The sequence below is a fragment of the Actinoplanes lutulentus genome (assembly GCF_003259845.1).
In the GTDB taxonomy this organism is placed as follows: Bacteria; Actinomycetota; Actinomycetes; order Mycobacteriales; family Micromonosporaceae; genus Actinoplanes; species Actinoplanes lutulentus.
Genome location: NZ_QLMJ01000019.1, coordinates 88673 through 110989, shown reverse-complemented (window position 1 = coordinate 110989; position 22317 = coordinate 88673). Strand labels below are relative to the sequence as shown.

Sequence of the window (22317 nt, the reverse complement as noted above, 5' to 3'; positions counted from 1 at the left end):
CGGCCCGCCCGCCCTTCGTGCTGCTGCACGGGGGACGGCACGGAGGCTGGTGCTGGCGCCGTGTGGCGCGACGGCTCCGCGCGGCCGGCCACGCGGTGCACACCCCGACGCTGACGGGGCTGGGGGAGCGGTCGCACCTGCTGCGACCGGACATCGGTCTCGACGTCCACGTCCAGGATCTCGTCGGCGTCTTCGCATGCGAGGACACCGAGCAGGCGGTGCTGGTCGCCCACAGCTACGGAGGGGCCGTCGCCTGCGCCGCGATGGAGTGCATCGGCCCTCGCGTGCGCGGCCTCGTCCACCTCGATGCGCACATGCCGAGAACCGGGGAGTCGGTGTTCGACCTGATCGGTTCCGAGCGTGCCACCCAGATGGTGGCCCTCGCCGACGCGCACGGCGAGGGCTGGTTCCTGCCGCCGTCCGACGCCTCGGCATACGGCGTATCCGATCCGGCGGACATCGCCTGGGTGAACAGCAGGACGACCGCCCAACCGTTGAAGACGTACCGGGATCCCACCGGGTGCACCGACCGGGCATGGGCGGCGCCGGGCATGTACATCGAGTGCGTGCGGTCGCCGACGTGGCCGAAGCTGCTGGAGCGCGCCCGCGAGCGCAGTGTCCGTGACGACCGCTTCCACTACCGCCGGCTCGACGCGGTCCACGACGCCATGGTGACCGCGCCCGATGCCCTGACGAGGCTGCTTCTGGAATGCGTGGACGTCGTCGGGGTCCCGGCGAGTTCACGCCCATGAGAACGGACACCCCGGGAGCGGCCGGGCCTCGTTCCCGTACCTTCGCCTCGTTCCGCTACGGGTCCTACCGCCTGTGGTTCGCCGGTCAGTCGATCTCACAGACCGGCTTCTGGTTCTACGTCGTCACGCAGTCGCTGCTGGTGCTCGAGCTGACGGACAGCGGGACCATGGTCGGGATCGTCACCGCCGTACAGAACATTCCGCTGTTCCTGGTGGCGCCGTACGCCGGAGCGCTGACCGACCGCGTCGACACACGGCGGCTCATCCTCGCCACCCAGGCGGTGACCACGGTCAGTTCGCTGCTGCTCGGCCTGCTGGTGCTCGCCCACCTGGCCTCCGTGGTGTGGGTGCTGGTGTTCGCCACCGTCACGGGCGTGGCCTGGGCATTCGACCAGCCGGCCCGGCGGACGTTCGCCGCTGAGCTGGTGCCCGAAGAGGCGGTGACCAACGCGCTGAGCCTCAACGGGGTCCTGCTGCAACTCGCCAGGATGGTCGGACCGGCGCTCGCCGCCGTCGTGATCAGCTCCTTCGGCTTCGGCTGGGGCTTCGTCGCCACCGGCGTCTGCACGTCGCTGTCCCTGCTCGCGTTGGTGATCATCGGCCGGGCCGGGGAGGTCTTCCGCAGTCCCGCCGGGCCGGTTCGGGGAACGCTTCGGGAAGGGCTTCGGCTGGCTTGGAGTGATCGATATCTGCGCGTCGTCCTGCTTCTGCTCTTCGGGACGTCGACGCTCGCCTTCAATTGGAACGTCCTCTTTCCGCTGTTCGCGGTCCGTGACCTGCGAGGGACCAGCGTGACGTTCGCTTTGCTGATGGCCGCGATGGCTGTCGGTTCGATCGTGGGCGCCTTCTGGCTGGCGCGTCGCACCAACGTGGGCGGGCAGCTGCTGGCCGGCGGCTCCTGCGTGTACGGGGCGGCCCAGCTATGTCTGGCGGCGTCCCCGTCGGTGGGGCTGGCAGCGGCGACGGCGGTGCTGCTCGGGCTGGGCACCACGGTGCTCGTCAACGGCGGAGCAGCCGGCCTTCAACTGCGCGTGGACAAGGGCATGCGCGGACGCATGATGGGCCTGTTCACCGTGGCTGTGCTGGGCGGTGTCGGTCTCGGAGCTCCGCTGAGCGGTTTCGTCGCGGAGACGTTCGGGACTCGGCTCGCGCTCGTCCTCGGGGGAGTCTGCGCCCTGATCGGCGGGCTTGTCGTGCTGTGGCTGCTGCGTCCCGCCGGTGGGCGGCGATGACGTGAGAAAGCGACGGCGGCTTGAGTACGCGAAACCTGTTCCCGTGACGCTGTCGAGAAGGAGTACCTCATGATCACCGTGGTCCGAGCACAGAAGTCGGTGCCGTCGAACCGGGCGCAGGGCACGTTCACCGGGGAGGTGTGGGTCGACAGCGCGCTGCCGCGTCGTGACGGGATCGGCGTCGCCGACGTGTTCTTCATGCCCGGTGCACGTACGCACTGGCACGTCCACGAAGGCGGGCAACTCCTCATCATCCTGTCGGGAGAAGGGCTGGTCGGCTCCGACGACGGCGTCGTGACCGTGTCGGCCGGCGACAAGATCTGGACACCGCCCGGCGTCCGGCACTGGCACGGTGCTTCGGCCGGCCGGTACATGGTGCACACCGGCATCTCGCTGGCCGGTGTCGACTGGGCGGACGCGGTGACCGACGACGAATACCTGGCCGCACGCATCGACGAGATGCGCGACTAACCGGCGCCCGGCGGGTCCTGGGCCTCGAGCAGGAGTGCCACCAGGGCCTCCGGCGCGTCGACCATGACGTCGTGCGAGCCCTCGACCACGCGGTACCGCCGCGTGGCCGAGTCCTGGCAACGGGACCGTTGCCAGGCACGTTCGTCTGCCGGCAGCCGGGACCGCGAGCACTCGATGAAGGTGTACGCGGACGCCCGGGCACGCTCGGTCGAGGGCGCCGGGTCCTCGTACGTCTTCATCGGCTGGGCAGTGATCTTGGTGTTGACCCAGGCGATGTCGCCGGGATCGGTCAGGCCCCACCACGAGGCGTCGGACACCGGGACGAACCAGCCCTCGCCCTGCTCCTTCACCCGCTGGCGCAACGCCGCGGCTCGCTCGGGCCCGACCAGATCCAGGACCGACTGTCCCGACTCCGGCATGTGCGCGTCGACGAGAACGAGACTGCGAACCCGGTCGGCCACCTGCTCCATCGCACCGCAGGCGACGGCCCCGCCGTAGCTGTGCGCGACGAGCACCACATCCGCGAGGTCCTCGTACTCGAAGACCGCGACGAGGTCGGCGATGTGGGTGTCGAGGCCGATCGCGGGGCCGAGCAGATGCGCCCGTTCGCCCAGGCCGGTCAGCGTGGGGGTGTGGACGTCGTGCCCGGCCCGGCGCAGCGGTGTGGCGACCCGGCGCCAGGCCCATCCGCCGTGCCGGCCACCGTGGACGAGGACGAACGGGGGTTTGCCGGTCACCGGCACTCCTTTCCTGCGGCCGGCATCGGTCGTGCACAGCCTGGTGCTCGAGGGGGTCCCCGATGCGGCCGACCACGGTTGCCGCGACTCGCACAGTTCGTAAAGACGAACTTTGTTTCGTATATGTAATCAGACTAGGTCACTCGGCGGCGGGGTGTCCACATTTGGATCTTCATTGGAGCAGCCTCCGCCCGGGTGCGGCCACACCCGGCGCGGGTCCGTGCTCACTCGGGATGTGTGAGCCCGTTGACACGAGTGAAATGCCGTCTTACCTTTCCTGCAATTCGTTAGTTCGATCACACGGTCGTATATACGAACTTTAGATGAGCCTTAGAGGTGTCCCGTAGCTGGGTTGCTCGTCAGAACGGCACGTGGACGCGCATCGCGGTGCCCGTACGGCATCCACGTTCAGACAGGCGCCGAGGGTGGCCGCAGACCGGCGGCTCGTGGCGGCGCATCGCACACGAAGGGAGAGTCCGAATGCTGACCTGGCGAACAAAGCGCATCGCGACACGACGTGCACGCAGGGCATGGCTCGCCGGCCTGGCCGCGGCCACGCTCGTGGTTGCCGGATGTGGCGGCGGCGAGGACAACGGGAGCGACGGGTCGTCGGGGGACGGCATCGCCGTCACCATCAGGTCGACGGGGCCGACCTTCACCGACCTGATCACGCTGGTCATCATCGCGCAGGACTACTTCACCGAGGTGGGCCTGGACGCCGACTTCGAGTTCATCCTCGCCAGCAATGCCGCGACCGCCACGCAGGGCCTGATCGCCGGTGAGATGGACGTCGCCTCGGGCGGGGCGGGATCGCTCTACAACGCGTACGCCGAGGGCCGGACCGAGCTCGTCAGTCTGGGAACGGCCAATCCCGCCGTGACGTTCGGGCTGGCGATCAACAACGAGACGGCGGCGCAGTTCGCGGCGAAGGGCGTCACGCCGGACTCGCCCGTCGATCAGCGCGTGAAGGCGCTGGCCGGCACGTCGCTCGCATCCTCTCCCGAGGGCTCGACCGGGCAGAAGTACCTGCGGATCATGCTCACCGAGCACGGGGTCGACCCGGACCGCGACGTCACGCTGGTGCCGAACGCGGACAACGCCGCGCAGCTGGCGGCGGCGCGCGAGAAGCGGGTGAACGGCTTCGCGAACTCCTTCCCCAATGTCAACCTTCCGGGCGCCGACGGCTGGGGCGTCCTCTGGCTCAACTGGGCTGTGGATCTGCCGTCCATCCTGCCGCTGGCATCCCATGAGTACTACACGACGCGTTCGTGGCTGGAGAAGAACCCCGAAGCCGCGAAGCGGCTTATGAAGGCTCTCTGGCTCGCCTACGCGGACCTGCAGAACCCGACTGACGAGTTGCGCGACAAGATCAAGGCTCTGGAGGGCTTCCAGGGGCTCAATCCGGAGGGCTTCGACGCCGGCTGGGAGCTGTCGCTCGGGGCGTACAAGGACGGGACGCCGCTCACGACGCAGGAGATGTTCGACAATCAGAAGGATCTCGTGAACTACGGCCGGGAGAAGCCGATCACCTTCGGATTCGGGGACCTCTACGACCTCGCTCCGGTCACGGCGGCCCAACCATGACGGGGCCCTCGACAGTGCAGGCCAGCGAGCCGGACGTGGTCCCGGAGTTCGCCTACCGGCGTGTCACCCGCCGGTTCCGGTCCGAGGCCGACCAGGAGTTCGTCGCGCTCAATGACGTCGACCTCGAGATCGAGAGCGGGTCGTTCGTCTGCTTCATCGGGCCGAGTGGCTGCGGGAAGACCACGCTGCTGAACATGTCCGCCGGTCTGCTGCCGGCCAGCGGCGGGTCGATCCACTTCCGGGGCGAGAAACTGAAGAAGGTCAACACCAGCGTCGGGTTCATCACCCAGCACGACAACCTGCTGCCGTGGCGAACCGTCGAGAAGAACATCGGTATCGCACTGGAGATCCAGAAGGTACCCCGAAAGGAACGTCGCCGGCGCGTCGCCGAAGTGATCGACCTGGTGGGGCTGACCGGTTTCGCCCAGCGGTTCCCGTCGCAGCTGTCGGGCGGCATGCAGAAACGCGCGTCACTCGCCCGCGGCCTGGTCTACGAGCCCTCGACCCTGCTCATGGACGAGCCGTTCGGTGCGCTCGATGCCCAGCTGCGTCTCAACATGCAGAACGAGCTTCTACGGATCTGGGAGCGGGACCGTAAGACGATCATTTTCGTCACTCACGACCTCGACGAGGCGATCCTGCTCGCGGACCGGATCGTCGTGTTCGGCACCCGTCCCGGCCGGGTTGTCCACGTCGAGGACGTCCCGCTCGCCCGGCCTCGAGATCTCGCGGAGCTTCGCCTCGACCCGGCGTACGGCGAGATCTGGGAACGGCTCTGGAAACTGCTGGACCACTCGTCGCCGGCCGAGGAGAAGTCATGACCAGCATCCACAAGGTGAGCCCTGGCCCCGCCGTGGCGGATGTCGCGGCACCACCACAGAGATCCGCTCCGGTGACCGTGGAGGATCACGATGACCACCGGGGCAGGGACGTCAAGCGGATCGTCGTCAACGTCCTGCGGATCCTGCTGCCCATCGCGGTGCTGGTGCTCTGGGAGTTCGCCTCCGGCGACCCCGACGACGGGGCGTTGATCGACGACTTCTACGTCAGCACGCCGTCGCAGATCTGGTCGGCGCTGCAGGGCTGGGCGCAGGAGGGTGTCCTGATCGAGGCGATCTGGTCCACCCTCCAGGCGACGATCGTCGGATTCGCCGTCGGCGCTGTTCTCGGCATCGTGGTGGGCATCGTCCTGGGCAGCAGTCCGGTGCTGAGCGGCATCTTCCGCCCGTTCCTCGTCTCGCTGAACTCCATTCCCCGCCTGGCGCTCGTGCCGCTGTTCATCCTGTGGTTCGGGTTCGGGCTCCAGATGAAGGTCGCTCTCGTGGCCCTCATCGTCTTCTTCCTGGTCTTCTACGCGACCTACGAGGGAGTGCGCGACGTCGAGCAGCGGCTGCTGGACGTCCTCAAGGTGATGGACGCGTCCCGACTCACCCTGCAGATGAAGGTGCGGATCCCGTCCGCCATGGCCTGGATCATCCAGGGCCTGCAGGTCTCGATCCCGTACGCGCTGGTGGCCGCCGTGACCGCCGAGATCATCGGCTCGAACACCGGGATCGGGTACCTGATCCAGCGGTCGGCCGGGACCTTCAACACCGCGGGGGTCTTCGCCGGGATCGTGGTGCTCGTCCTGGTGTCGGTCGTCATCAACGCGCTGGTGACGGTGCTCGAGAAGCGACTGCTGCGCTGGAAGCCCCGCAATCTGAAGTCGGCCCGCTGAGAGGTATCACATCCGTGGCAAGCACGAAGGCGGCGGCCGCGTTGAGCCGGTACGCGGTCGCCACCATGTACTCCGCACTGCCGGAGGGCGTGGCCGAGCGTACGAAGATGTTGATCTACGACCAGCTGGCCTGTGGTTTTGTCGGTGGTGATCTGCCGGCCGGCAAGGTCATCGCACGCTTTGCCGACGCTCATCGAGGGGTGAGGGAGGCCGCGGTCTTCGGCCTAGCGGGCTGCCGCGCGCCCGCTGCGCTCGCGGCCCTGGCGAACGGCACCTGTGGTCATGCGGACGAGTTCGACAGCGTCCACTCGACGCCGGACTTCATCGCCACGGGCCATCCGGCCCCGGTGATCGTCCCCGCCGCCGTCGCCGTGGCCGAGCGGCAGTCCGCCACCGGCGCCGAACTGGTGAACGCGGTGGCACTCGGCTACGACACCGGGGCGCGAGTCGTTTCGGCGACCGGTGGTTCCGCACCGATGCAGGCGAATTACGGGCTGTACGCCGGATCGCTGTACTGCGTCGGTGCGGCGTTCGCCGCATCCCGGCTGCTCGGTCTCGACCAGCGCCATACCCTGTACGCGGCCGCCCTGGCCCTGAATCAGGGGATGAGCGGGTACTCCTTCTTCGCCGAACGGCGCCACATGAGCAAGGCGCTGTTCACCGCCGGTCAGGCCGCGGCCGCGGGGGTGAGTGGCGCGATGCTCGCGTCGCTGGGATTCGAGGGCACCGACGACGTTTTCGAGGGCCGCGGCGGCATCCTCCCCTCTTGGGGGCAGCCCGGGCGGGAGGGCGAACTCGTGCGCGACCTCGGCCGCGAGTTCGCCGTCATGGGGGCCAACTTCAAGTTCTACTCGGCCGGATATCCCATCCATGCCGCCGTCGAGGCCGCGCTCATGCTCAAGGAACGTTACGGCATCGACCTCGCGGCCATCGCCGGCATCCACGCCCGGCTACCGGAGCATCCGGCCGGCGTGGTCGACGACCGCGGCATGCCGACCATCAGCCTGCAGCACATGCTCGGGGTGGCGCTCGTCGCCGGCCGACTCGGCTTCGACGAGGCCCACTCGGCGGCCCTGCAGTCCGATCCCGAGGTCCTGCGCCTCAAGTCACTGGTGACACTCACCGGCGACCCGGACTTCGAGGTCAGTCAGCCCCGAGGCGCTGTCATCACCATCCACCTCACGGACGGCACCACGGTCGAGCAACGGGTCGAGCACCCCAAGGGCCACCGCTTCCGGGATCCCCAGCCGGGGTGGGGCGATCTGCAGCAGAAGTGGAACGAGCTGCTCATCTCGCGCATCGGCGCACAGCGCACCGACGAGTTCTACCGGGCCTGCCGGACGTTGGAGACGATCGACGACACCGGCGACCTCGTCGCGATCCTGGTACGGATCTGATGGGGTCCCTGGCAGGGTCTCCCACGGCGACCCCTATATTTATTAACGTCGATGAAACACCGGCGATCAGCAGGCCGGATTTCTACGACGAGAGGTATAGCCATGCCGTTGTCATCCTCGGCTGCCGCACCGCCTGGCACTCGTGTCACGCCGAGACTCCGGTCCGGCGCCGCGGCGGTGCTGTCACTCGCAGTGGCAGTGACGCTCGGCGCTTACACGGCAGCCCGCGCCAGCAGTGACGTGGCCTTCGCCGCCGCACCGTCGGCGGCGGAACCCGGCACCCTGTCGCCGGTGGCGCTGACGGCGGCGGGCGGTGTCGACCCCGGCGCCGCGGCCGGCCGATCGCTGAACCTGCGCGCGGGCTGGTCCGCCGAGGTCTGGGCGAACATTCCACGAGCGCGTCGCGTGGCGTGGACGCCGGACGGCCGGCTGCTGGTCTCCACCGGCAGCGCCGGAACGGTCGTGCTGCTCACCCCGGCGTCCGGCGGCCAGGGGCCGACGGTGACAACCCTGCTCGACGGCTTGGACAACCCGCAAGGGCTCGCCTTCGCCAAGCAGCGTGGCCGCCACGTCCTCGTGGTCGGCGAGCAGACCCGGATCGCCGCATGGGACTACACCGGCGGTGCCGTGGCGAACGAACGGGTGATCATCGACGGGCTCCCCGGCGGAGGTCATGGCAGCAAGACCGTGGTGGTCCGCGGTGACCAGGTCTTCTACAACGTCGGATCACTGACCAACAGCGACCCGATCGACCGCACCTCCACGCCGCAGCGGGCCACCATCGCCCAGGTCAGGATCGACGGCACCGGCAACCGGACCATCGCCACCGGGGTCCGCAACGGCTCAGGGCTGTCCTTCGCCCCGGACGGCACCCTGTTCACCGCGGTCAACCAGGCCGACAACCAGCCCTATCCGTTCCGCGACGAGACCGGGCAGTACGGCCAGCGGGTCCCGTCGTACATCAACGAGAACCCGGTCGATCAGGTCGCCAGGATCACCCCCGGTACGGAGCTGGGGTGGCCGTACTGCCTGCCGGACACCACCGGGCATCCGGACCTCACCGATCTGGGCTATGTCAACCAGCCGGTGACCAACCCGGACGGCGCGGCGCTCGACTGTTCCACCGTGCGGCGGACGGCGCTCGGCCTGCCCGCGCACAGCGCTCCGCTGGGTTTCGCCTTCACCCAGGGCTCGGCGCTGCCCAAGTCCCTGGCTCGGGGCGCGTTGATCACCGCGCACGGATCGTGGAACCGGCAGCCGCCGCGCGAGCCCTCCGTCGTCTACAGCGCCTGGGACCACCGCAAGCGCACCCTCACCCCGCCCCAGGTGCTCGTCACCGGGTTCCAGAACGCGGACGGCACGCGATGGGGCCGCAGCGTCGATGCGATACCGGGACCGGACGGCGCGATCTACGTGACCGACGATGCGGCCGGCCTGGTCTACCGCCTGACCCCCGCACGCTGATTAGCACGGCCCGGGCGAGGCGCCAGCTGTGGTCGCCCGGGCCGCGCGGGAAACCTCAGTCGAGGTGTCCCTGCTCGCGCAGAACACCCTCGGCGACGCGGAAGGCCTCGCCCGCCGCGGGCAGGCCGCAGTAGACCGCGGCCTGCAGCAGGATCTCCTGGATCTCGGTGACGGTGCACCCGTTGGTGAGCGCGCCTTCGACGTGGTGCGCCAGCTGGGCCGGCCGGTTCAGAGCGGTCAGCATGGCGATGTTGATGATGCTGCGTTGTTTGCGGTCGAGGCCGTCGCGTGCCCAGATCCGGCCGAAGCAGACCTCTTCGGAGTAGTCCTGCAGGACCGCGTTGAAGTCGTTGCGTGCCTGGTCCTTCTTGACGAGATAGTCCTCGCCCATCAGCTCACCGAGAATCCGGCGGCCGACGTTCTCGCTGGTGGGGGCAATGCTGTCACTCACGGGATCTCCTTGTCGTCTGCCGGGTCAGCCCCGGTCGAGAACGGTCTGGACCTCGGCGGCGGAGAGCGTGACCGTCACGCCGGCCCGCTCGTTCTGCAGCGCCATCGGTGACTGCGAGTCACGGCTGCCCCAGCCCCGGTCCAGAGCTTCCTGAAAGTCGGAGGACACGACCTCGGCGCAACGCATCGGTACCTCGAACTGCTCGGCGAGCTCCAGCGCGAGCCGTAGATCCTTGTTGGCCAGGGCGAGCGCGAACGACGGCGGATCGAAGCGGCCCTGCAGGTAGCGATCACCGATGCGGTCGAAGGTGCGAGCGCGCCCGATCGCGCCCTGCCGCATGGCGTGCCAGAGCGCCGTGGGCTCGACGCCGGCTTTGACACCGAGGGTGAAGACCTCGGCGATGGCCGCGCGGATCGTGATGCTCGCGCAGTTGTGCACCAGCTTGGCGGTGTTGCCCGCGCCGATGTCGCCGACGAGCAGCACCTGGTCGCCGATGGCGGCGAGCAGCGTCTCGTACCGCGCGAACACCTCCGGATCGCCGCCGACGTAGATGGCGAGCTTGCCCGAGGCCGCACCTTTCGGCCCGCCGCTGACCGGTGCGTCGAACAGCTCCACGCCGGCTTCGCGGCAGTCGGCGTGAACGTCGCGCACGACCGTCGGTGAATTGGTCGTCAGGTCGAACCAGGCGGTGCCCCGGCGCATGGTGCCGAGCAGATCATGGCCGGCCGCGCGCATCTCGGTCGGCCCGGGAAGCGAGGTGAAGACGACCTCGGCCGTCGCTCCTACCTCGGCGATTCCGTCGGCCCAGACGGATCCGGCCTGCTCGTGCGGCTCGGCGCGGGCCCGGTCGAGGTCATGGACGACCAGGTCATGGCCGGCTTTTCGCAGATTCAGCGCCATGCCGGTGCCCATGGTGCCGAGGCCGATGAATCCCACCTTCATGTCCGGTGCCCTTCGCTCGCGTTCATATTTACGAACTGAAGACTCTATATGCGAAACGTCTGTGAAACGAGAACGTAGGGTCTGCGGGCGCCGGGTGTCAACGGGGGTTCGGGTTCCTCGGTTCGTAGCTACGAACTCAGGGCCGTCATGCGGTATGGTCTGCCCGTGAGCGAGCAAGCCGACGCCGAGGCCGCGAAGAGCCACCGCACCATCGACCGTGTCACGCAGATCCTCGAGGAGGTCGTCTACAAACCGGGCATGGGCTTCGCCGAGCTCGCCCGGGCGCTCGACGCTCCGAAGAGCTCGGTACACGGCTTCATCCGCGGCCTGCTGGCCAAGGGCTGGCTCTACGAGGCCGACAAGCGCTTCTACCTCGGACCGGCCGTCTACGCGCTGACACTGGCCAGCGGCAACATCCGGGCCGGGCAGGTCACCCAGGCCGACCTCGACGCCCTGCACAAGGAAACGAAGATGACCGTGTTCCTCGGCGTACGAGCCGGCGACCACCTCATCTACATCGGCGAGTCCGGCACCGACGCGATGACCGGCTTCGCCGCCCGCAGCAACATCCGCCGGATCCTCATCGACACCGCCGGCGGCAAAGCGCTGCTCGCGGCCGAGGCAGAGGGCACGCGGGAGGCCTACCTGCGGCGACAGGACGACGAACTGGTCTCGACGTTCCTGGCGCAGTTCCCCGGCATCGTCAAGACCGGCGTCGCCAAGAACTTCCGGCACCACGGTGCCCAGCTGGCACTCGCCAGCGTCGTGCGCGACCGCGGCGGCAAGGCGGTGGCCGTCGCCGTTCTGGTCGGGCCGACGGCCGAGGCCGAGCCGCGGGAGACGCGGCTGCGCAGACTGTTGCTCAAGCACGTGACGTCGTGGTCCCAGCACGACGTGGCGCCGCGCGAAGCCCTCTGACCGCACGAAACAGGCGAAGGGGTCCCTGCTGGTACCCCTTTCAGCAGTGGCTCCTTTCCCCGGCCGCGGCGGTGTTTCCTGGAAACATGCCAGCACAGAACGCGTACGTCACGCTCAACAACGGTGTCCGCATGCCGATCCTCGGGTTCGGTGTCTTCCAGGTTCCTGACGAGCAGACCGAGCAGGTCGTCACCGATGCGCTCGCCGCCGGTTACCGGGCGATCGACACGGCGGCCTCGTACGGTAACGAGGAGGCCGTCGGTCGGGCGATCGCCAAGAGCGGCATCCCGCGCGAGGAACTCTTCATCACCACCAAGATGTGGATTCAGCACACCGGTGAGGCCACCGCGCGGCGGGAGTTCGACAAGTCGCTGCGGAAGCTCGGCCTGGACTACCTCGACCTGTACCTGATCCACCAGCCGCTGGGCGACTACTACAGCTCCTGGCACGCGATGGAGAAGCTGTACGGCGAGGGCCTGGCCAAGGCGATCGGCGTCTCCAACTTCTACCCGGACCGTCTCGTCGACCTGATCCAGCACAACGACATCACCCCGGCGGTCAACCAGATCGAGGCCCACCCGTTCTTCCAGCGTGCCGACTATCAGCCGCTGCTGCGCGAGCACGGTGTGCAGATCGAGTCGTGGGGTCCGTTCGCCGAAGGCAAGAACGAGCTGTTCACCAACCCGACGCTCACCAAGATCGGTGAAGGCTACGGCAAGTCGGTGGCTCAGGTGGTGCTGCGGTGGCTGATCCAGCGCGACATCGTGGTGATCCCCAAGTCGGTACGCCCGGAGCGGATGGCTCAGAACCTCGACGTCTTCGACTTCGAGCTCGCCGGTGACGACATGACCGCGATCGCAGCCCTGGACACCGGCGCGTCGGCGTTCTTCGACCACCGGGACCCCGCGATGGTGACCTGGCTCGGCGGGCGTCGTGTCGACTGACGACCACATGCCGGTGCGTCGCCGATCCCTGCTGCTGGGTCTGGCCGGCCTGGCGGCAGGGGGCGCCGCAGCATGCGACTCACCGTCGTCCGAGACCCAGGGAGCCCCAGCCGTGACCACCTCGCCGCCGTCGGGCCGGGCGTCATCCGAGCCGGGCGGGCGGGTGCTGCTGGCGTACTTCTCCCGGGCGGGGGAGAACTACTACAACGGCGGGCGCCGCACCCTCGAGGTCGGTAACACCGAGGTCGTCGCCGGCATGATTCGTGATGCGATCGGCTGCGACGTCTACGAGATCAACGCCGCCGACGCCTATTCCGACAGTTACCGTGACACCGTGGCTCGCAACGTGCGTGAGCAGGACGACGACGAGCGGCCACGCATCGCTGATCCGCTGCCTGACCTCGCCGGATACGACGTCGTGCTGATCGGCAGCCCGATCTGGAACGTGCGCCCACCGATGATCATGAACACGTTCACCGAGGCGTTCGACTTCAGCGGCACGACGGTCTTTCCCTTCGTCACGTACGCGGTGAGCCAGCTCGGCCGCACCGAGGGGGTCTACCAGCAGACGTGCCGCAACGCCCGCTTCGGTGAGGCTCTGGCGATCCGGGGCGAGGAAGCCGTGGACAGCTCTCCCGCCGTCCGCGACTGGCTGTCGCGTATCGGTCTGGCCTGAGCATCGAGGCCGCGATGCTCGACGCGCTGACGACGTGGGCTGTCAGGCGGCCGCCGGAAGCGTGGTGGACACCTCCACGCGGTTCCGGCCAGCTTCCTTGGCCCCGTACAGCGCCTCGTCCGCTCGTGAGATCAGAGCCTCTGGGCTCTCCTGGCCGCCCCACACCGCCAACCCCGCGGAGAAGGACTGACCCGACGGCGTTGCTCGACGCATCCGGTCCAGGACGGCGATCGCCTCGTCCAGGTGGCACCCGGTGAACAGCACAGCGAACTCCTCGCCCCCGTACCGGGCCAGCAGGCCACCCGCGCCCAGGTGCGCGCGCCAGGCTGCCGCGCCGTCGCGCAGCAGCTGATCCCCGGCAGGGTGGCCGAACGCGTCGTTGTACCGCTTGAAGTGGTCGATGTCGAGCAGCGCCACCGTCAACGAGTCGCCGCTGCGCCGGGCGGACGCCATGCGGTTGCTCAGCTCCAGGTCCCAGGCACGCCGGTTCGGGATCCCGGTCAGCGCATCGTTGTGAGCCATCGTGCGTAGCTGTGCCGCCTGCGTCTGCAGCTGGGTGACCAGTCCCGACATCCGCCACACGACCAGCAGGAAGAGCACGACCGAGGAGATGGTGATGGCGGGCCAATCGACGACCACGCCGCCGCCGGACATACCCTGCGCGGCCAGAACGGCGGGCGCCAGCAAGGTAGCGACCGCGAGCAGCACCAGACGCCGCGGGGAGTGCCCTTCGACCCGGGTCTGCGCGGGCGCGGCGGGAACGTTCATCGAGCGGTGAAGAGCAGCCGCCGCCCACAGTGTGTAGGTGGGGATGCCGGCAACGTCGACCACGGCGTCGATGTTGACGTCTAGGTTGCTGGTGGCGGTGTACCAGAGGTCGTAGAACGACTGGGCGAGGATGGCGCCGATCAGGAGCCGGTGGCTGGTGGTGCGTTCCTCGGATGCGGTGAGCAGGCGAACGGTCATGATGAACAGCAGGACGTCACCGGCGGGATAAGCGAGCTCCAGCAGCCGTTGTGCCGTCGTCAACGTACTGTCGTCCATGATCGGGCGTATCACGAAGGCCCAGGTCAGCAGGGTGAAACCGGTGGAGACGATCGCGGCGTCGAGGGTTTCCGCACGTCCGCGACTCGCGGAACGAGTTCGCAGCAGGCTCTGGGCACCGAATATGAAAGCGGGATACGACAGCAGATATGGCACGTCGGCCGCCTGCGTCAGCGGCCAGCCGGGAGAACTCGGCTGCCACGCGTAGCACAGGTCACCGGTCGCCCACAGCGTGAGAGCGGCAGCGAACGAGTACCACGGTGCCTTATTCCGCGGGGCATGCAGCCGGACCCCGATAACGATCATCATGGCGGCAGCGAAGCCGTAGCCCGTCGCGAGCATGCCGCGCCACGGTCCCATTGGCAGGGCCAGCAGGACGGGAACGATCAGGCACCCAGCGGCTACCCACGACAGCCATGCGGCTGGACGGTGCAGACGATCCACGCCCATTCTCTTCGGCGGACACCGGGCCGGGATGAGTATGACCGGCCCGTGGCGCGAGCGGCGCCGGTCAGCGGTCGAGGCCGGCCCGGTCGAGGCGGACGATCGCGTCGTGGTCGGGTGTGCCCGGTTCGGCGTAGTAGGTGACGAGGCAGTGGCCCGGTGTGCCATCGATCTGCATCACCTGGAAGCTGAGGGTGAAGGTGCCGACCGCCGGGTGGTTCATCGTCTTGGTCGTCCGGGTGTAGGGCCGCACGTCGTACCGCTCCCACAACCGGGCGAAGTCCTTGCTGCTCGCCAGGAGCTCCTCGACGAGTGCGGTCAGGTCGGGGGCGTCCGGCTCGGTGCCGGCCAGGGCGCGCAGGCGGGCGACACAGCCGCTGACGACGGCATCGTGGTCGGGGAACAGGTCCCGGCCGGCCGGGTGCAGAAAGAGGTAACGGGCGATGTTGTGCCGCTCGGCGGGCCAGTCCTCGATGCCGGGCAGTGTCCGGATCCCGCCGGGATTGCAGGCAAGCAGGTCCATGGTGCGGCTGAGCAGCCGGGCGGGGTACGGACGCAAGCGCTCCAGCAGCATCTCGGTGCCGGACGAGGGCTTCTGGTCCAGCGCGGAACGCCGTGGCGGCGTCAGGCTGGCCGCCCGGGCGGCCAGGCCGATGAGGTGGTCGTGCTCAGCGTCGTCGAGGTCCAGAGCCGCCGCCAGCGCATCGACGACGGCAGGGCTCGGCCGGTGCTCGCGACCGCGCTCGAGCCGGGTGTAGTAGTCCACACTCACGCCGGCGCGGGCGGCCAGTTCCTCCCGGCGCAGCCCCGGCGTGCGGCGCATGCCAGGGCCGACGGTGATGCCGGCGTCCTGCGGGTTAACCTGCACCCGACGAGCCCGCAGGAACAGACCAAGCTCGATACTGCTGGCGCTGCCCATATCGGACAGTGTGCCAGCAAAACCGGCACCCTGCCCTCGGAGCGACGCTCAGAGAAGGTCCTCCGGGGCGATCGGAAGGTGCCGTACCCGGCGTCCGGTGGCGTGGAAGACGGCGTTCGCGACGGCCGGGGCCACGCCGACCAGAACCACCTCGCCGAGTCCCTTGACGCCGATCGGGTCGGCCTGGTCGTCACGGCCGTTGAGATAGATAGCCTTCAGCGCCGGGACGTCCGCGTTGACCGGCACCAGGTACTCGGCGAGGTTGGCGTTGACGATGCGCCCGTCGCGATGGTCGGTGACCGTGTGTTCCATCAGGGCCGCGCCGATGCCGCCCACCATCCCGCCGATGGCCTGGCTGTCGGCGAGCTTGGGGCTGATGATGCGGCCTGCGTCGTAGACACCGAGCATCCGGCGTACCCGCACCATGCCGAGCCGGGCGTCGACGGCGACCTCGGCGAACACCGCCCCGTAGGCGTGCATCGACGCCCGGGACTGTGCCGGGGTGTAGGAGCCGGTCGCTTCCAGATGGGTCCGGTCGTTGCGGGTGAGCAGCTGCCGGTAGGTCTCGCCGCGCGCGGGGTCGCCCTTGACATGCAGCCGCCCGTCGTAGACGACCACGGCGGCCGGGTCGGCTCCGTACAGCGGCGAGCGCTCATCGCCGACGGCGAGGGCGATCGCTTGCTGGCGTACCCGGTCGCAGCCGTCCTGGACGGTGGAGCCGATGCTGGCCATCGTGAGCGAGCCGCCATGTACCGGTGCCTGCGGCAGGGTGGTGTCACCGAGCCGGAACGTCACCTGGGGCACGTCGATGCCCAGGGCGTCCGCGGCGACCTGAGACATCGAGGTGTACGTGCCCGGGCCCATGTCACTGGTCGCGGACTCGACGACAGCGGTGCCCCTCGCGTCCAGCCGGACGTGCGCCTGTGCCGGCGCGCGCAGGGTGTCGTAGACGGCGGTGGCGACACCCATCCCGATCAGCCAGTCGCCGTCGCGGGTCGTGCGCGGTTTCGGGTTGCGCCGGTTCCAGCCGAACTCACGGGCGCCGACGGTGTAGCACTCGCGCAACCGCCGGGTGGAGAACGGCAGGCCGCTCGCCTGGTCGTTCTCCGGCTCGTTGCGCCGCCGCAGCTCGATCGGGTCGATGCCGAGTTCATGGGCGAGCTCGTCGACGGCGCTCTCGATCGGGAACGCGGCTGTCGAATATCCCGGCCCGCGCATCGGGGTAGGTGTGTTCACGTCGAGGGGCACGGTGCGGTGCGACTGCGTGACGTTCGGGGTAGTGTAGAGCATCCGGCCGGGCACCAGAACGCCGCGTTCGGCGAAGGTCTCATAGCGGGAGGTCTCCGAGCGCAGGTCGTGGACCGATGCGGTCAGCCGTCCCTGCAGGTCGCTGCCGATGCTCAGCCGATATTCGTACGCGGGCCGGTAACCCACCCCGAAGTAGAGCTGCCGGCGGGTCAGGACGAGTTTGACCGGCCGGCCGGCCTCCCGTGCCGCCAGCGCCGCAATCGTGGCATGCGGCCAGCACCGCGCCGCGTTGCCGAACGCGCCGCCGACGTACGGCGAGATGACGCGTACCGAAGCGGGGTTTATGCCGAAGACGGCGGCGAGTTCGTCGCGGGTGCTTTGCACCCACTGGGTCTTGTCCCAGACGGTGAGCTCGGCACCGTCCCAGCGGGTGACGATGGCGTGCGGTTCCATCGGGTTGTGGTGCATGCGGGACAGACGATAGGTCAGATCCAGGCGCACGGCCGCCGAGGCCAGCGCGGCGGCCGCGTCACCACGCGCGTACGTCGTGGGCTCGTCCGCCGGGGCGCTGGTCAGGTCGGTGGCAGACGGCTCGGCGGTGTACTGCACGTGCACCAGGCTCGCGGCGTGCTGAGCCGCCTCCAGCGTGGTGGCGACGACCACGGCGACCGGCTGACCGTGGAAGAGGACCCGGTCGTCCTGGAAGACGTGCAGCCGCTCACCCGGCAGGTTGAGCGAGCCCCGGTTCGGCAGGTAGGGCAGGGTGGGCGCGTTGCGATGGCTGATCACCCGCAGGACGCCGGGGCAGGCTTCGGCGGCGGCGGTGTCGAGGCCGGTTATCCGGCCCCGGGCGATGGAGCTGTCGACGACGGCGGCGTGCGCTGTGCCGGACGCGGTCTGGTCGGCGGCGTACTTCGCCTGGCCGGTCACCTTCAACCGGCCCTCGACCCGGGACACTGGCCGGCCGACGGCAGCCTGTGGCTGCGGGCTCATGCGGTACCTCCCACGATGCGCAGCTCGCGCTCGACGGTGCGCTGGAGTAATTCGATTTTGAATCGGTTGTGGGTCAGCGGCTTTGCGCCCTCGGCGGCGAGTTCGGCGGCGGAGGACCAGAGCCGGGTCGAGGGGCGCCTGCCGATCAGGTGGCGTTCGACCGCGGACAGGCGCCAGGGAACCGTGCCCACACCTCCGGCGGCCACCTTCGCCGTACGGATGACGCCGCCGCTGGAATGCAGTGCCACCGCCGCGGCGGCGAGGGCGAACTCGTACGACTGCCGGTCCCGGACCTTGAGGTAGCCCGAACGCAACGGGCGCGGATGTGCCGGGATGTCCACGGCCGTGATCAGCTCGCCGGGTCGCAGGGCCTGTTCCCGGTCCGGCGTGGCACCGGGTAACAGCAGGAAGTCGGCGATCGCCACGCTGCGGGTTCCGGACGAGCCGGCCAGGCGAACCTTGGCGTCCAGCGCGGTGAGGGCGACGGCGAGGTCGGAGGGGTGGGTTGCCACACACGCGTCGGAGGTGCCGAGGATGGCGTGGGTGCGGTTGAAGCCGCCGATGGCGGCGCAGCCCGAGCCGGGATCACGTTTGTTGCAGGCGGCCGTGACGTCCCGGAAGTATGTGCAGCGGGTCCGCTGCATGATGTTGCCGCCGATCGTGGCCATGTTGCGCAACTGGGCGGACGCGCTGAGCTCCAGGGCCGCGGAGACCACCGGGTAGAGCCGGCGGATCGCGGGATGCGCGGCGGCGTCGGTCATGGTCACCAGGGCGCCGATCCGTACGCCTCCGCGGGCGGTGACCGTGACGAAGCGCAGCGGCAGCGGGCTGATGTCGACGAGGGTGCCGGGACGCTCGACGGTCTCGCGCATCAGGTCGACGAGGGTCGTGCCGCCCGCGATGTACCGGCCGCCGTTCCGGCCGGCCTCGAGCGCTGCCCGGGTGTCGCGTGCCGTGGTGAACGTGAAGGGGTACATGGTCAGGCCCTCATTTCCGGCCTGCGGCCTGCTCGACCGCTCGCACGATCTTCGGATAGCAGCCGCAGCGGCAGATGTTGCCGCTCATCCACTCGCGGATCTCCTCCCGCGAGCCGGTGTGGCCCTCCCGGATGCATCCGACGCCGCTGACGATCTGACCGGGGGTGCAGAACCCGCACTGCAACGCGTCCTGGTCGATGAAGGCCTGCTGCAACGGATGCAGCAGATCACCGTCGGCCAGGCCCTCGACCGTGGTGACGTCGGCGCCGTTCAAGCGAACCGCGAGCGTCAGGCACGAGACCACCCGCCGCCCGTCGACGAGCACCGTGCAGGCTCCACAGGCGCCGGCGTTGCAGCCCTTCTTGGAACCGGTCAGGCCGAGATGCTCGCGCAGCAGGTCCAACAGGGAGGTCCGGTTGTCGACAGTGGTCGCGTGCCGCGCCCCGTTGACGGTGAGTGAGACGCGGCCGTTCTCGGCCGCCTCTGCGGCCTCAGCCGGTTCCGCGAGCAGGCCGCTCGCGGTGGCGCCGCCAGCGGCGGCGGTCGCCGCGATGAACGTACGCCGGGACAGGCCCGCCGGGTACTCTTCGCCGGCGGCCGGCACTGGAGACTCGATGGGCATGCTCCCACTCTCTCGGTTCACAGGCGGACGGGACGGAGCAACGGCGAACTTTGGGTGCAAGCCGCGCCAATCGCCCAGTCAGCCTTGCCGCGTGGCAGCGTTCCCGGCAGACCGTGGTGTGCCAGGGAACCGCGTTAGGGGGCATGGCAGGGCCCCTCAAAACGTCATCGGTTCTGCTAAACCCAGAATAGCGATACGTTCGGGTACCGATTCCCTGGATACTTGCTGGATTAGCGGAGCATCCCTTATCAGGTCGCGCTGAAAACCAAGCGAAATTCGTCGAAATCATGGGGTTGCTGCTTTTACCCCTTTCCGCAGGGACTCCCTGATCGCCGCCATCGCGTGTTGCATGGGCACCGCATTCGTCCCGTCGCGACAACGAGAAGGTGCTCAATGTCAGACAACAGCAGCCGGCGCCGGTTCCTGGCAGGGGCGGCCGCCGTAGCGGCGGCTCCTGCGGTGGCGTCCCTGGCCGGCCCCGCCGCAGCCGCGCAGGCATCCGGCCGGCCCGCCGGCAACGGTGCTCCGGCGCGCACCGCCACCACGCTGACCAGCCGCCGCCGGCTGGGCAACCTCAAGGTTTCCAGCATCGGGCTGGGCTGCCAGACCATGCCGGGCGCGTTGTATGGGCCGGTCAGCAGCCGCGCCGACATGGTCAAGATCATTCGGACCGCTGTCGACCAGGGCGTCACGTTCTTCGACACCGCCGAGGCGTACGGGCCGTTCGAGTCCGAGCGCATTGTCGGTGACGCGCTGCGCAAGGTCCGCGACGACGTGGTGATCGCGTCGAAGTTCGGCTGGAACATCGACCCGGACACCGGCGAGCAGCTGCCCGGCCTCAACAGCCGGCCCGCGCACATCAAGCGGGCCGTCGACGGGATGCTGAAGCGGCTGCGCACCGACCACATCGACCTGCTGTATCAGCACCGCGTCGACCCGGCCGTGCCGATCGAGTACGTCGCCGGCGCGATCAAAGACCTGATCAGGGCCGGCAAGGTCCGGCACTGGGGATTGTCCGAGCCGGGCCCGCAGACGGTACGCCGCGCTCACGCCGTGCAGCCGCTGACCGCGATCCAGAACGAGTACAACCTGCTGTGGCGCGGCCCTGAGCAGCAGATCCTGTCGCTCTGCGAGGAGCTCGGCATCGGGTTCGTCTGCTGGGCGCCGCTGTCGTACGGCTTCACCACCGGCACGATCAACCCGTACACCCGCTTCACCGAGGGTGACTTCCGGGCGTGGGTGCCGCGGCACTCGGCGGAGAACATGGCCGCCAACATGGCGGTGGTGCAGCTGCTCTCACAATGGGCCGTGCGCAAGGGCGCGACGCCCGGACAGCTGTCGCTGGCCTGGCTGCAGGCCCAGAAGCCGTGGATCGTGCCGATCCCGAGCGCGACCCGGACCGCGCACCTGCTGGAGAACATCGGCACCGAGGAGTTCGCCTTCACCGCCGACGAGCTGCGCGAGTTCACCACCGCGCTGGACGCGATCCCGATCCGGGGCGAGCGGCTGCCGGCGCCGGTTCTCGCCCTGTCCGGCGTCGAAGCCCCACTGCCCTGACCTCTCATAGGAGATCCGCTCCACATGATCGTCCTCTTCCTGGTGATCGCGGTCGTCTTCCTGGCCGCATTCGCGGCCCTGCATTGGTACGCGTGGCGGCGGCTGATCCGCGACACGACCACGCGCCGTTCCGTGCCACGCCGCATCGGCACCGCCGTGTTCGTGGCCGGGCCGGTTCTAGGGCTGGCCGCGGTCCGCGACGACATGCCGGGTATTCCGTTCGCCTGGGAAGGGGCGGTCGACTGGCCCGGGTTCATGTGGCTGGCGCTGTTCCTGTACCTGTTGTTCGCCCTGGCCGTGGGCGAGCTGGTCCGGCCGCTGCTGTCGCGCTGGCTGGCCCGGCGCGACACCCCTGCCGACGCCCCGGCGGCGCCGGAACCCCGTACCGAATCGCCTGTGATCGTGTCTCGAAGGGTTTTCGTCTCCCGGGTGGTGGGCGGCGCCGCCGCAGTGGCCGCCGCCGGCACCGTCGGGTACGGCACCTATGGCGTCATGCGCGGACCGCAGATCAAGCGGCTGACCATCCCGCTGGCCAAGCTGCCGCGCAGCGCACACGGCTTCCGGATCGCGGTGGTCAGCGACATCCACCTCGGCCCGCTGCTCGGCCGCCGCTTCTCCCAGCGGGTCGTCGACACCATCAACAGCACCCAGCCGGACCTGATCGCGGTCGTCGGTGACCTGGTCGACGGCAGCGTCGCCGACCTCAGTGATGCGGTCGAGCCGCTGCGTGGTCTGCGTGCCCGTAACGGCAGCTTCTTCGTCACCGGCAACCACGAGTACTTCAACGACCCTGCCGAGTGGATCACCAAGGTTCGTGAGCTCGGTCTGGTTCCGCTGGAGAACACGCGTACTGAAATGCCGGGTTTTGATCTTGCCGGTGTGAACGACGTGCTGGGTGAGCAGAGCGGCCAGGGCCCCGATTTCGGCAGGGCACTCGGCGATCGTGACCGCAGCCGCGCGGCGGTGCTGCTCGCTCATCAGCCCGTCGTCATCGACGAGGCCGTGGCACACGGCGTCGACCTGCAGTTGTCCGGGCACACCCACGGCGGCCAGCTCTGGCCAGGGCCGCTGCTTGCCGGTCTGGCCAACCCCACCGTGGCCGGCCTGGAGCGATACGACGACACCCAGCTCTACGTCAGCCGCGGCGCCGGTGTCTGGGGGCCGCCGGTGCGCGTCGGCGCGCCCTCGGACATCACCGTCGTGGAGCTCGCCTCGCTGCAGAGCTGAA

21 protein-coding genes and 1 pseudogene are annotated in these 22317 nt (G+C 69.1%); 13 read left to right on the top strand and 9 right to left on the bottom strand.

Annotation, left to right across the window (positions count from 1 at the left end):
- Positions 1-17: 17 nt before the first annotated feature.
- From B0I29_RS33910 to B0I29_RS33900, 3 genes are all read left to right on the top strand, one after another.
- A complete protein-coding gene (locus tag B0I29_RS33910) occupies positions 18-752 on the top strand; it encodes an alpha/beta hydrolase (RefSeq protein ID WP_220091497.1) in 735 nt (244 codons plus the stop codon).
- Complete coding sequence (locus B0I29_RS33905) at positions 749-1984, top strand: MFS transporter (RefSeq protein WP_181558097.1); 1236 nt, start codon at positions 749-751, stop codon at positions 1982-1984. The genes B0I29_RS33910 and B0I29_RS33905 overlap by 4 nt, the downstream gene beginning before the upstream one ends.
- Before the next feature lie 69 nt (positions 1985-2053).
- Complete coding sequence (locus B0I29_RS33900) at positions 2054-2455, top strand: cupin domain-containing protein (RefSeq protein ID WP_111653214.1); 402 nt, start codon at positions 2054-2056, stop codon at positions 2453-2455.
- Here B0I29_RS33900 and B0I29_RS33895 read toward each other — a convergent pair.
- Complete coding sequence (locus tag B0I29_RS33895) at positions 2452-3192, bottom strand: alpha/beta fold hydrolase (protein ID WP_220091496.1); 741 nt, start codon at positions 3190-3192, stop codon at positions 2452-2454. The genes B0I29_RS33900 and B0I29_RS33895 overlap by 4 nt on opposite strands.
- A gap of 480 nt (positions 3193-3672) precedes the next feature.
- On the opposite strand from B0I29_RS33895, the gene B0I29_RS33890 reads away from it, so the two are divergent.
- The 5 genes from B0I29_RS33890 (at position 3673) to B0I29_RS33870 (ending at position 9354) form a co-directional block, all read left to right on the top strand.
- On the top strand, positions 3673-4776 hold the full coding sequence (locus tag B0I29_RS33890; protein ID WP_111653212.1) for an ABC transporter substrate-binding protein: 1104 nt from the start codon (positions 3673-3675) through the stop codon (positions 4774-4776).
- Positions 4773-5597 carry an ABC transporter ATP-binding protein gene (locus B0I29_RS33885; protein WP_111653211.1) on the top strand — a complete coding sequence of 275 codons (825 nt, stop codon included), beginning with the start codon at positions 4773-4775 and terminating at the stop codon, positions 5595-5597. The genes B0I29_RS33890 and B0I29_RS33885 overlap by 4 nt, the downstream gene beginning before the upstream one ends.
- Positions 5594-6493 carry an ABC transporter permease gene (locus tag B0I29_RS33880; protein WP_111653210.1) on the top strand — a complete coding sequence of 300 codons (900 nt, stop codon included), beginning with the start codon at positions 5594-5596 and terminating at the stop codon, positions 6491-6493. Before B0I29_RS33885 ends, B0I29_RS33880 begins: the two co-directional genes overlap by 4 nt.
- A gap of 14 nt (positions 6494-6507) precedes the next feature.
- Entirely contained in the window at positions 6508-7890 is a 1383-nt protein-coding gene (locus B0I29_RS33875) for an MmgE/PrpD family protein (protein WP_111653209.1), read from the top strand.
- 102 nt (positions 7891-7992) lie between these two features.
- Positions 7993-9354, top strand: a complete 1362-nt coding sequence (locus tag B0I29_RS33870; protein WP_146616968.1) for a PQQ-dependent sugar dehydrogenase — start codon at positions 7993-7995, stop codon at positions 9352-9354.
- 55 nt (positions 9355-9409) lie between these two features.
- Here the strand turns inward: B0I29_RS33870 and B0I29_RS33865 are convergent, their stop codons facing one another.
- Positions 9410-9805, bottom strand: coding sequence for a carboxymuconolactone decarboxylase family protein (locus tag B0I29_RS33865; RefSeq protein WP_245972959.1), 396 nt, complete (start codon positions 9803-9805; stop codon positions 9410-9412).
- Positions 9806-9829: 24 nt separating this feature from the next.
- Entirely contained in the window at positions 9830-10747 is a 918-nt protein-coding gene (locus tag B0I29_RS33860) for an NAD(P)-dependent oxidoreductase (protein WP_111653207.1), read from the bottom strand.
- A gap of 165 nt (positions 10748-10912) precedes the next feature.
- Here B0I29_RS33860 and B0I29_RS33855 point away from each other — a divergent pair, with 165 nt between their 5' ends.
- The 3 genes from B0I29_RS33855 to B0I29_RS33845 all read left to right on the top strand — a co-directional run bounded on the left by B0I29_RS33855 (position 10913) and on the right by B0I29_RS33845 (position 13285).
- Positions 10913-11665 carry an IclR family transcriptional regulator gene (locus tag B0I29_RS33855; RefSeq protein ID WP_220091495.1) on the top strand — a complete coding sequence of 251 codons (753 nt, stop codon included), beginning with the start codon at positions 10913-10915 and terminating at the stop codon, positions 11663-11665.
- 86 nt (positions 11666-11751) lie between these two features.
- Positions 11752-12609, top strand: coding sequence for an aldo/keto reductase (locus B0I29_RS33850; protein WP_111653205.1), 858 nt, complete (start codon positions 11752-11754; stop codon positions 12607-12609).
- Positions 12599-13285 (top strand): flavodoxin, encoded by a 687-nt coding sequence (locus B0I29_RS33845; protein WP_220091494.1) that lies wholly within the window; start codon positions 12599-12601, stop codon positions 13283-13285. Before B0I29_RS33850 ends, B0I29_RS33845 begins: the two co-directional genes overlap by 11 nt.
- Positions 13286-13327: 42 nt before the next feature.
- Here the strand turns inward: B0I29_RS33845 and B0I29_RS33840 are convergent, their stop codons facing one another.
- From B0I29_RS33840 to B0I29_RS47070, 6 genes and pseudogenes are all read right to left on the bottom strand, one after another.
- Positions 13328-14671 (bottom strand): GGDEF domain-containing protein, encoded by a 1344-nt coding sequence (locus B0I29_RS33840; RefSeq protein ID WP_181558096.1) that lies wholly within the window; start codon positions 14669-14671, stop codon positions 13328-13330.
- Between the two features lie 169 nt (positions 14672-14840).
- Positions 14841-15692 carry a helix-turn-helix domain-containing protein gene (locus B0I29_RS33835; RefSeq protein ID WP_111653203.1) on the bottom strand — a complete coding sequence of 284 codons (852 nt, stop codon included), beginning with the start codon at positions 15690-15692 and terminating at the stop codon, positions 14841-14843.
- A 48-nt stretch (positions 15693-15740) separates the two neighbouring features.
- Entirely contained in the window at positions 15741-17933 is a 2193-nt protein-coding gene (locus B0I29_RS33830; protein ID WP_111653202.1) for a xanthine dehydrogenase family protein molybdopterin-binding subunit, read from the bottom strand.
- Entirely contained in the window at positions 17930-18910 is a 981-nt protein-coding gene (locus tag B0I29_RS33825) for an FAD binding domain-containing protein (RefSeq protein WP_111653201.1), read from the bottom strand. The genes B0I29_RS33830 and B0I29_RS33825 overlap by 4 nt, the downstream gene beginning before the upstream one ends.
- A gap of 10 nt (positions 18911-18920) precedes the next feature.
- Entirely contained in the window at positions 18921-19421 is a 501-nt protein-coding gene (locus B0I29_RS47075) for a (2Fe-2S)-binding protein (RefSeq protein WP_260329865.1), read from the bottom strand.
- Positions 19410-19532, bottom strand: a pseudogene (locus B0I29_RS47070) (twin-arginine translocation signal domain-containing protein); the annotation flags it as partial. The pseudogene B0I29_RS47070 and the gene B0I29_RS47075, both read right to left, overlap by 12 nt.
- Before the next feature lie 393 nt (positions 19533-19925).
- Here B0I29_RS47070 and B0I29_RS33815 point away from each other — a divergent pair.
- Together B0I29_RS33815 and B0I29_RS33810 are read left to right on the top strand one after the other, a co-directional pair.
- Complete coding sequence (locus tag B0I29_RS33815) at positions 19926-21089, top strand: aldo/keto reductase (RefSeq protein ID WP_111653199.1); 1164 nt, start codon at positions 19926-19928, stop codon at positions 21087-21089.
- 24 nt (positions 21090-21113) lie between these two features.
- Positions 21114-22316, top strand: coding sequence for a metallophosphoesterase (locus B0I29_RS33810; protein ID WP_111653198.1), 1203 nt, complete (start codon positions 21114-21116; stop codon positions 22314-22316).
- Position 22317 lies beyond the last annotated feature (1 nt).

Excerpts from the sequence above, each read along its gene's own strand:
- B0I29_RS33815 (WP_111653199.1), top strand. The coding sequence starts at position 19,926 with ATGTCAGACAACAGCAGCCGGCGCCGGTTCCTGGCAGGGGCGGCCGCC.
- B0I29_RS33835 (WP_111653203.1), bottom strand. The coding sequence starts at position 15,692 with ATGGGCAGCGCCAGCAGTATCGAGCTTGGTCTGTTCCTGCGGGCTCGT.
- B0I29_RS33900 (WP_111653214.1), top strand. The coding sequence starts at position 2,054 with ATGATCACCGTGGTCCGAGCACAGAAGTCGGTGCCGTCGAACCGGGCG.
- B0I29_RS33850 (WP_111653205.1), top strand. The coding sequence starts at position 11,752 with ATGCCAGCACAGAACGCGTACGTCACGCTCAACAACGGTGTCCGCATG.
- B0I29_RS33890 (WP_111653212.1), top strand. The coding sequence starts at position 3,673 with ATGCTGACCTGGCGAACAAAGCGCATCGCGACACGACGTGCACGCAGG.
- B0I29_RS33880 (WP_111653210.1), top strand. The coding sequence starts at position 5,594 with ATGACCAGCATCCACAAGGTGAGCCCTGGCCCCGCCGTGGCGGATGTC.
- B0I29_RS33885 (WP_111653211.1), top strand. The coding sequence starts at position 4,773 with ATGACGGGGCCCTCGACAGTGCAGGCCAGCGAGCCGGACGTGGTCCCG.
- B0I29_RS33810 (WP_111653198.1), top strand. The coding sequence starts at position 21,114 with ATGATCGTCCTCTTCCTGGTGATCGCGGTCGTCTTCCTGGCCGCATTC.
- B0I29_RS33830 (WP_111653202.1), bottom strand. The coding sequence starts at position 17,933 with ATGAGCCCGCAGCCACAGGCTGCCGTCGGCCGGCCAGTGTCCCGGGTC.
- B0I29_RS33840 (WP_181558096.1), bottom strand. The coding sequence starts at position 14,671 with ATGCTCGCGACGGGCTACGGCTTCGCTGCCGCCATGATGATCGTTATC.
- B0I29_RS33860 (WP_111653207.1), bottom strand. The coding sequence starts at position 10,747 with ATGAAGGTGGGATTCATCGGCCTCGGCACCATGGGCACCGGCATGGCG.
- B0I29_RS33825 (WP_111653201.1), bottom strand. The coding sequence starts at position 18,910 with ATGTACCCCTTCACGTTCACCACGGCACGCGACACCCGGGCAGCGCTC.
- B0I29_RS33870 (WP_146616968.1), top strand. The coding sequence starts at position 7,993 with ATGCCGTTGTCATCCTCGGCTGCCGCACCGCCTGGCACTCGTGTCACG.
- B0I29_RS33905 (WP_181558097.1), top strand. The coding sequence starts at position 749 with ATGAGAACGGACACCCCGGGAGCGGCCGGGCCTCGTTCCCGTACCTTC.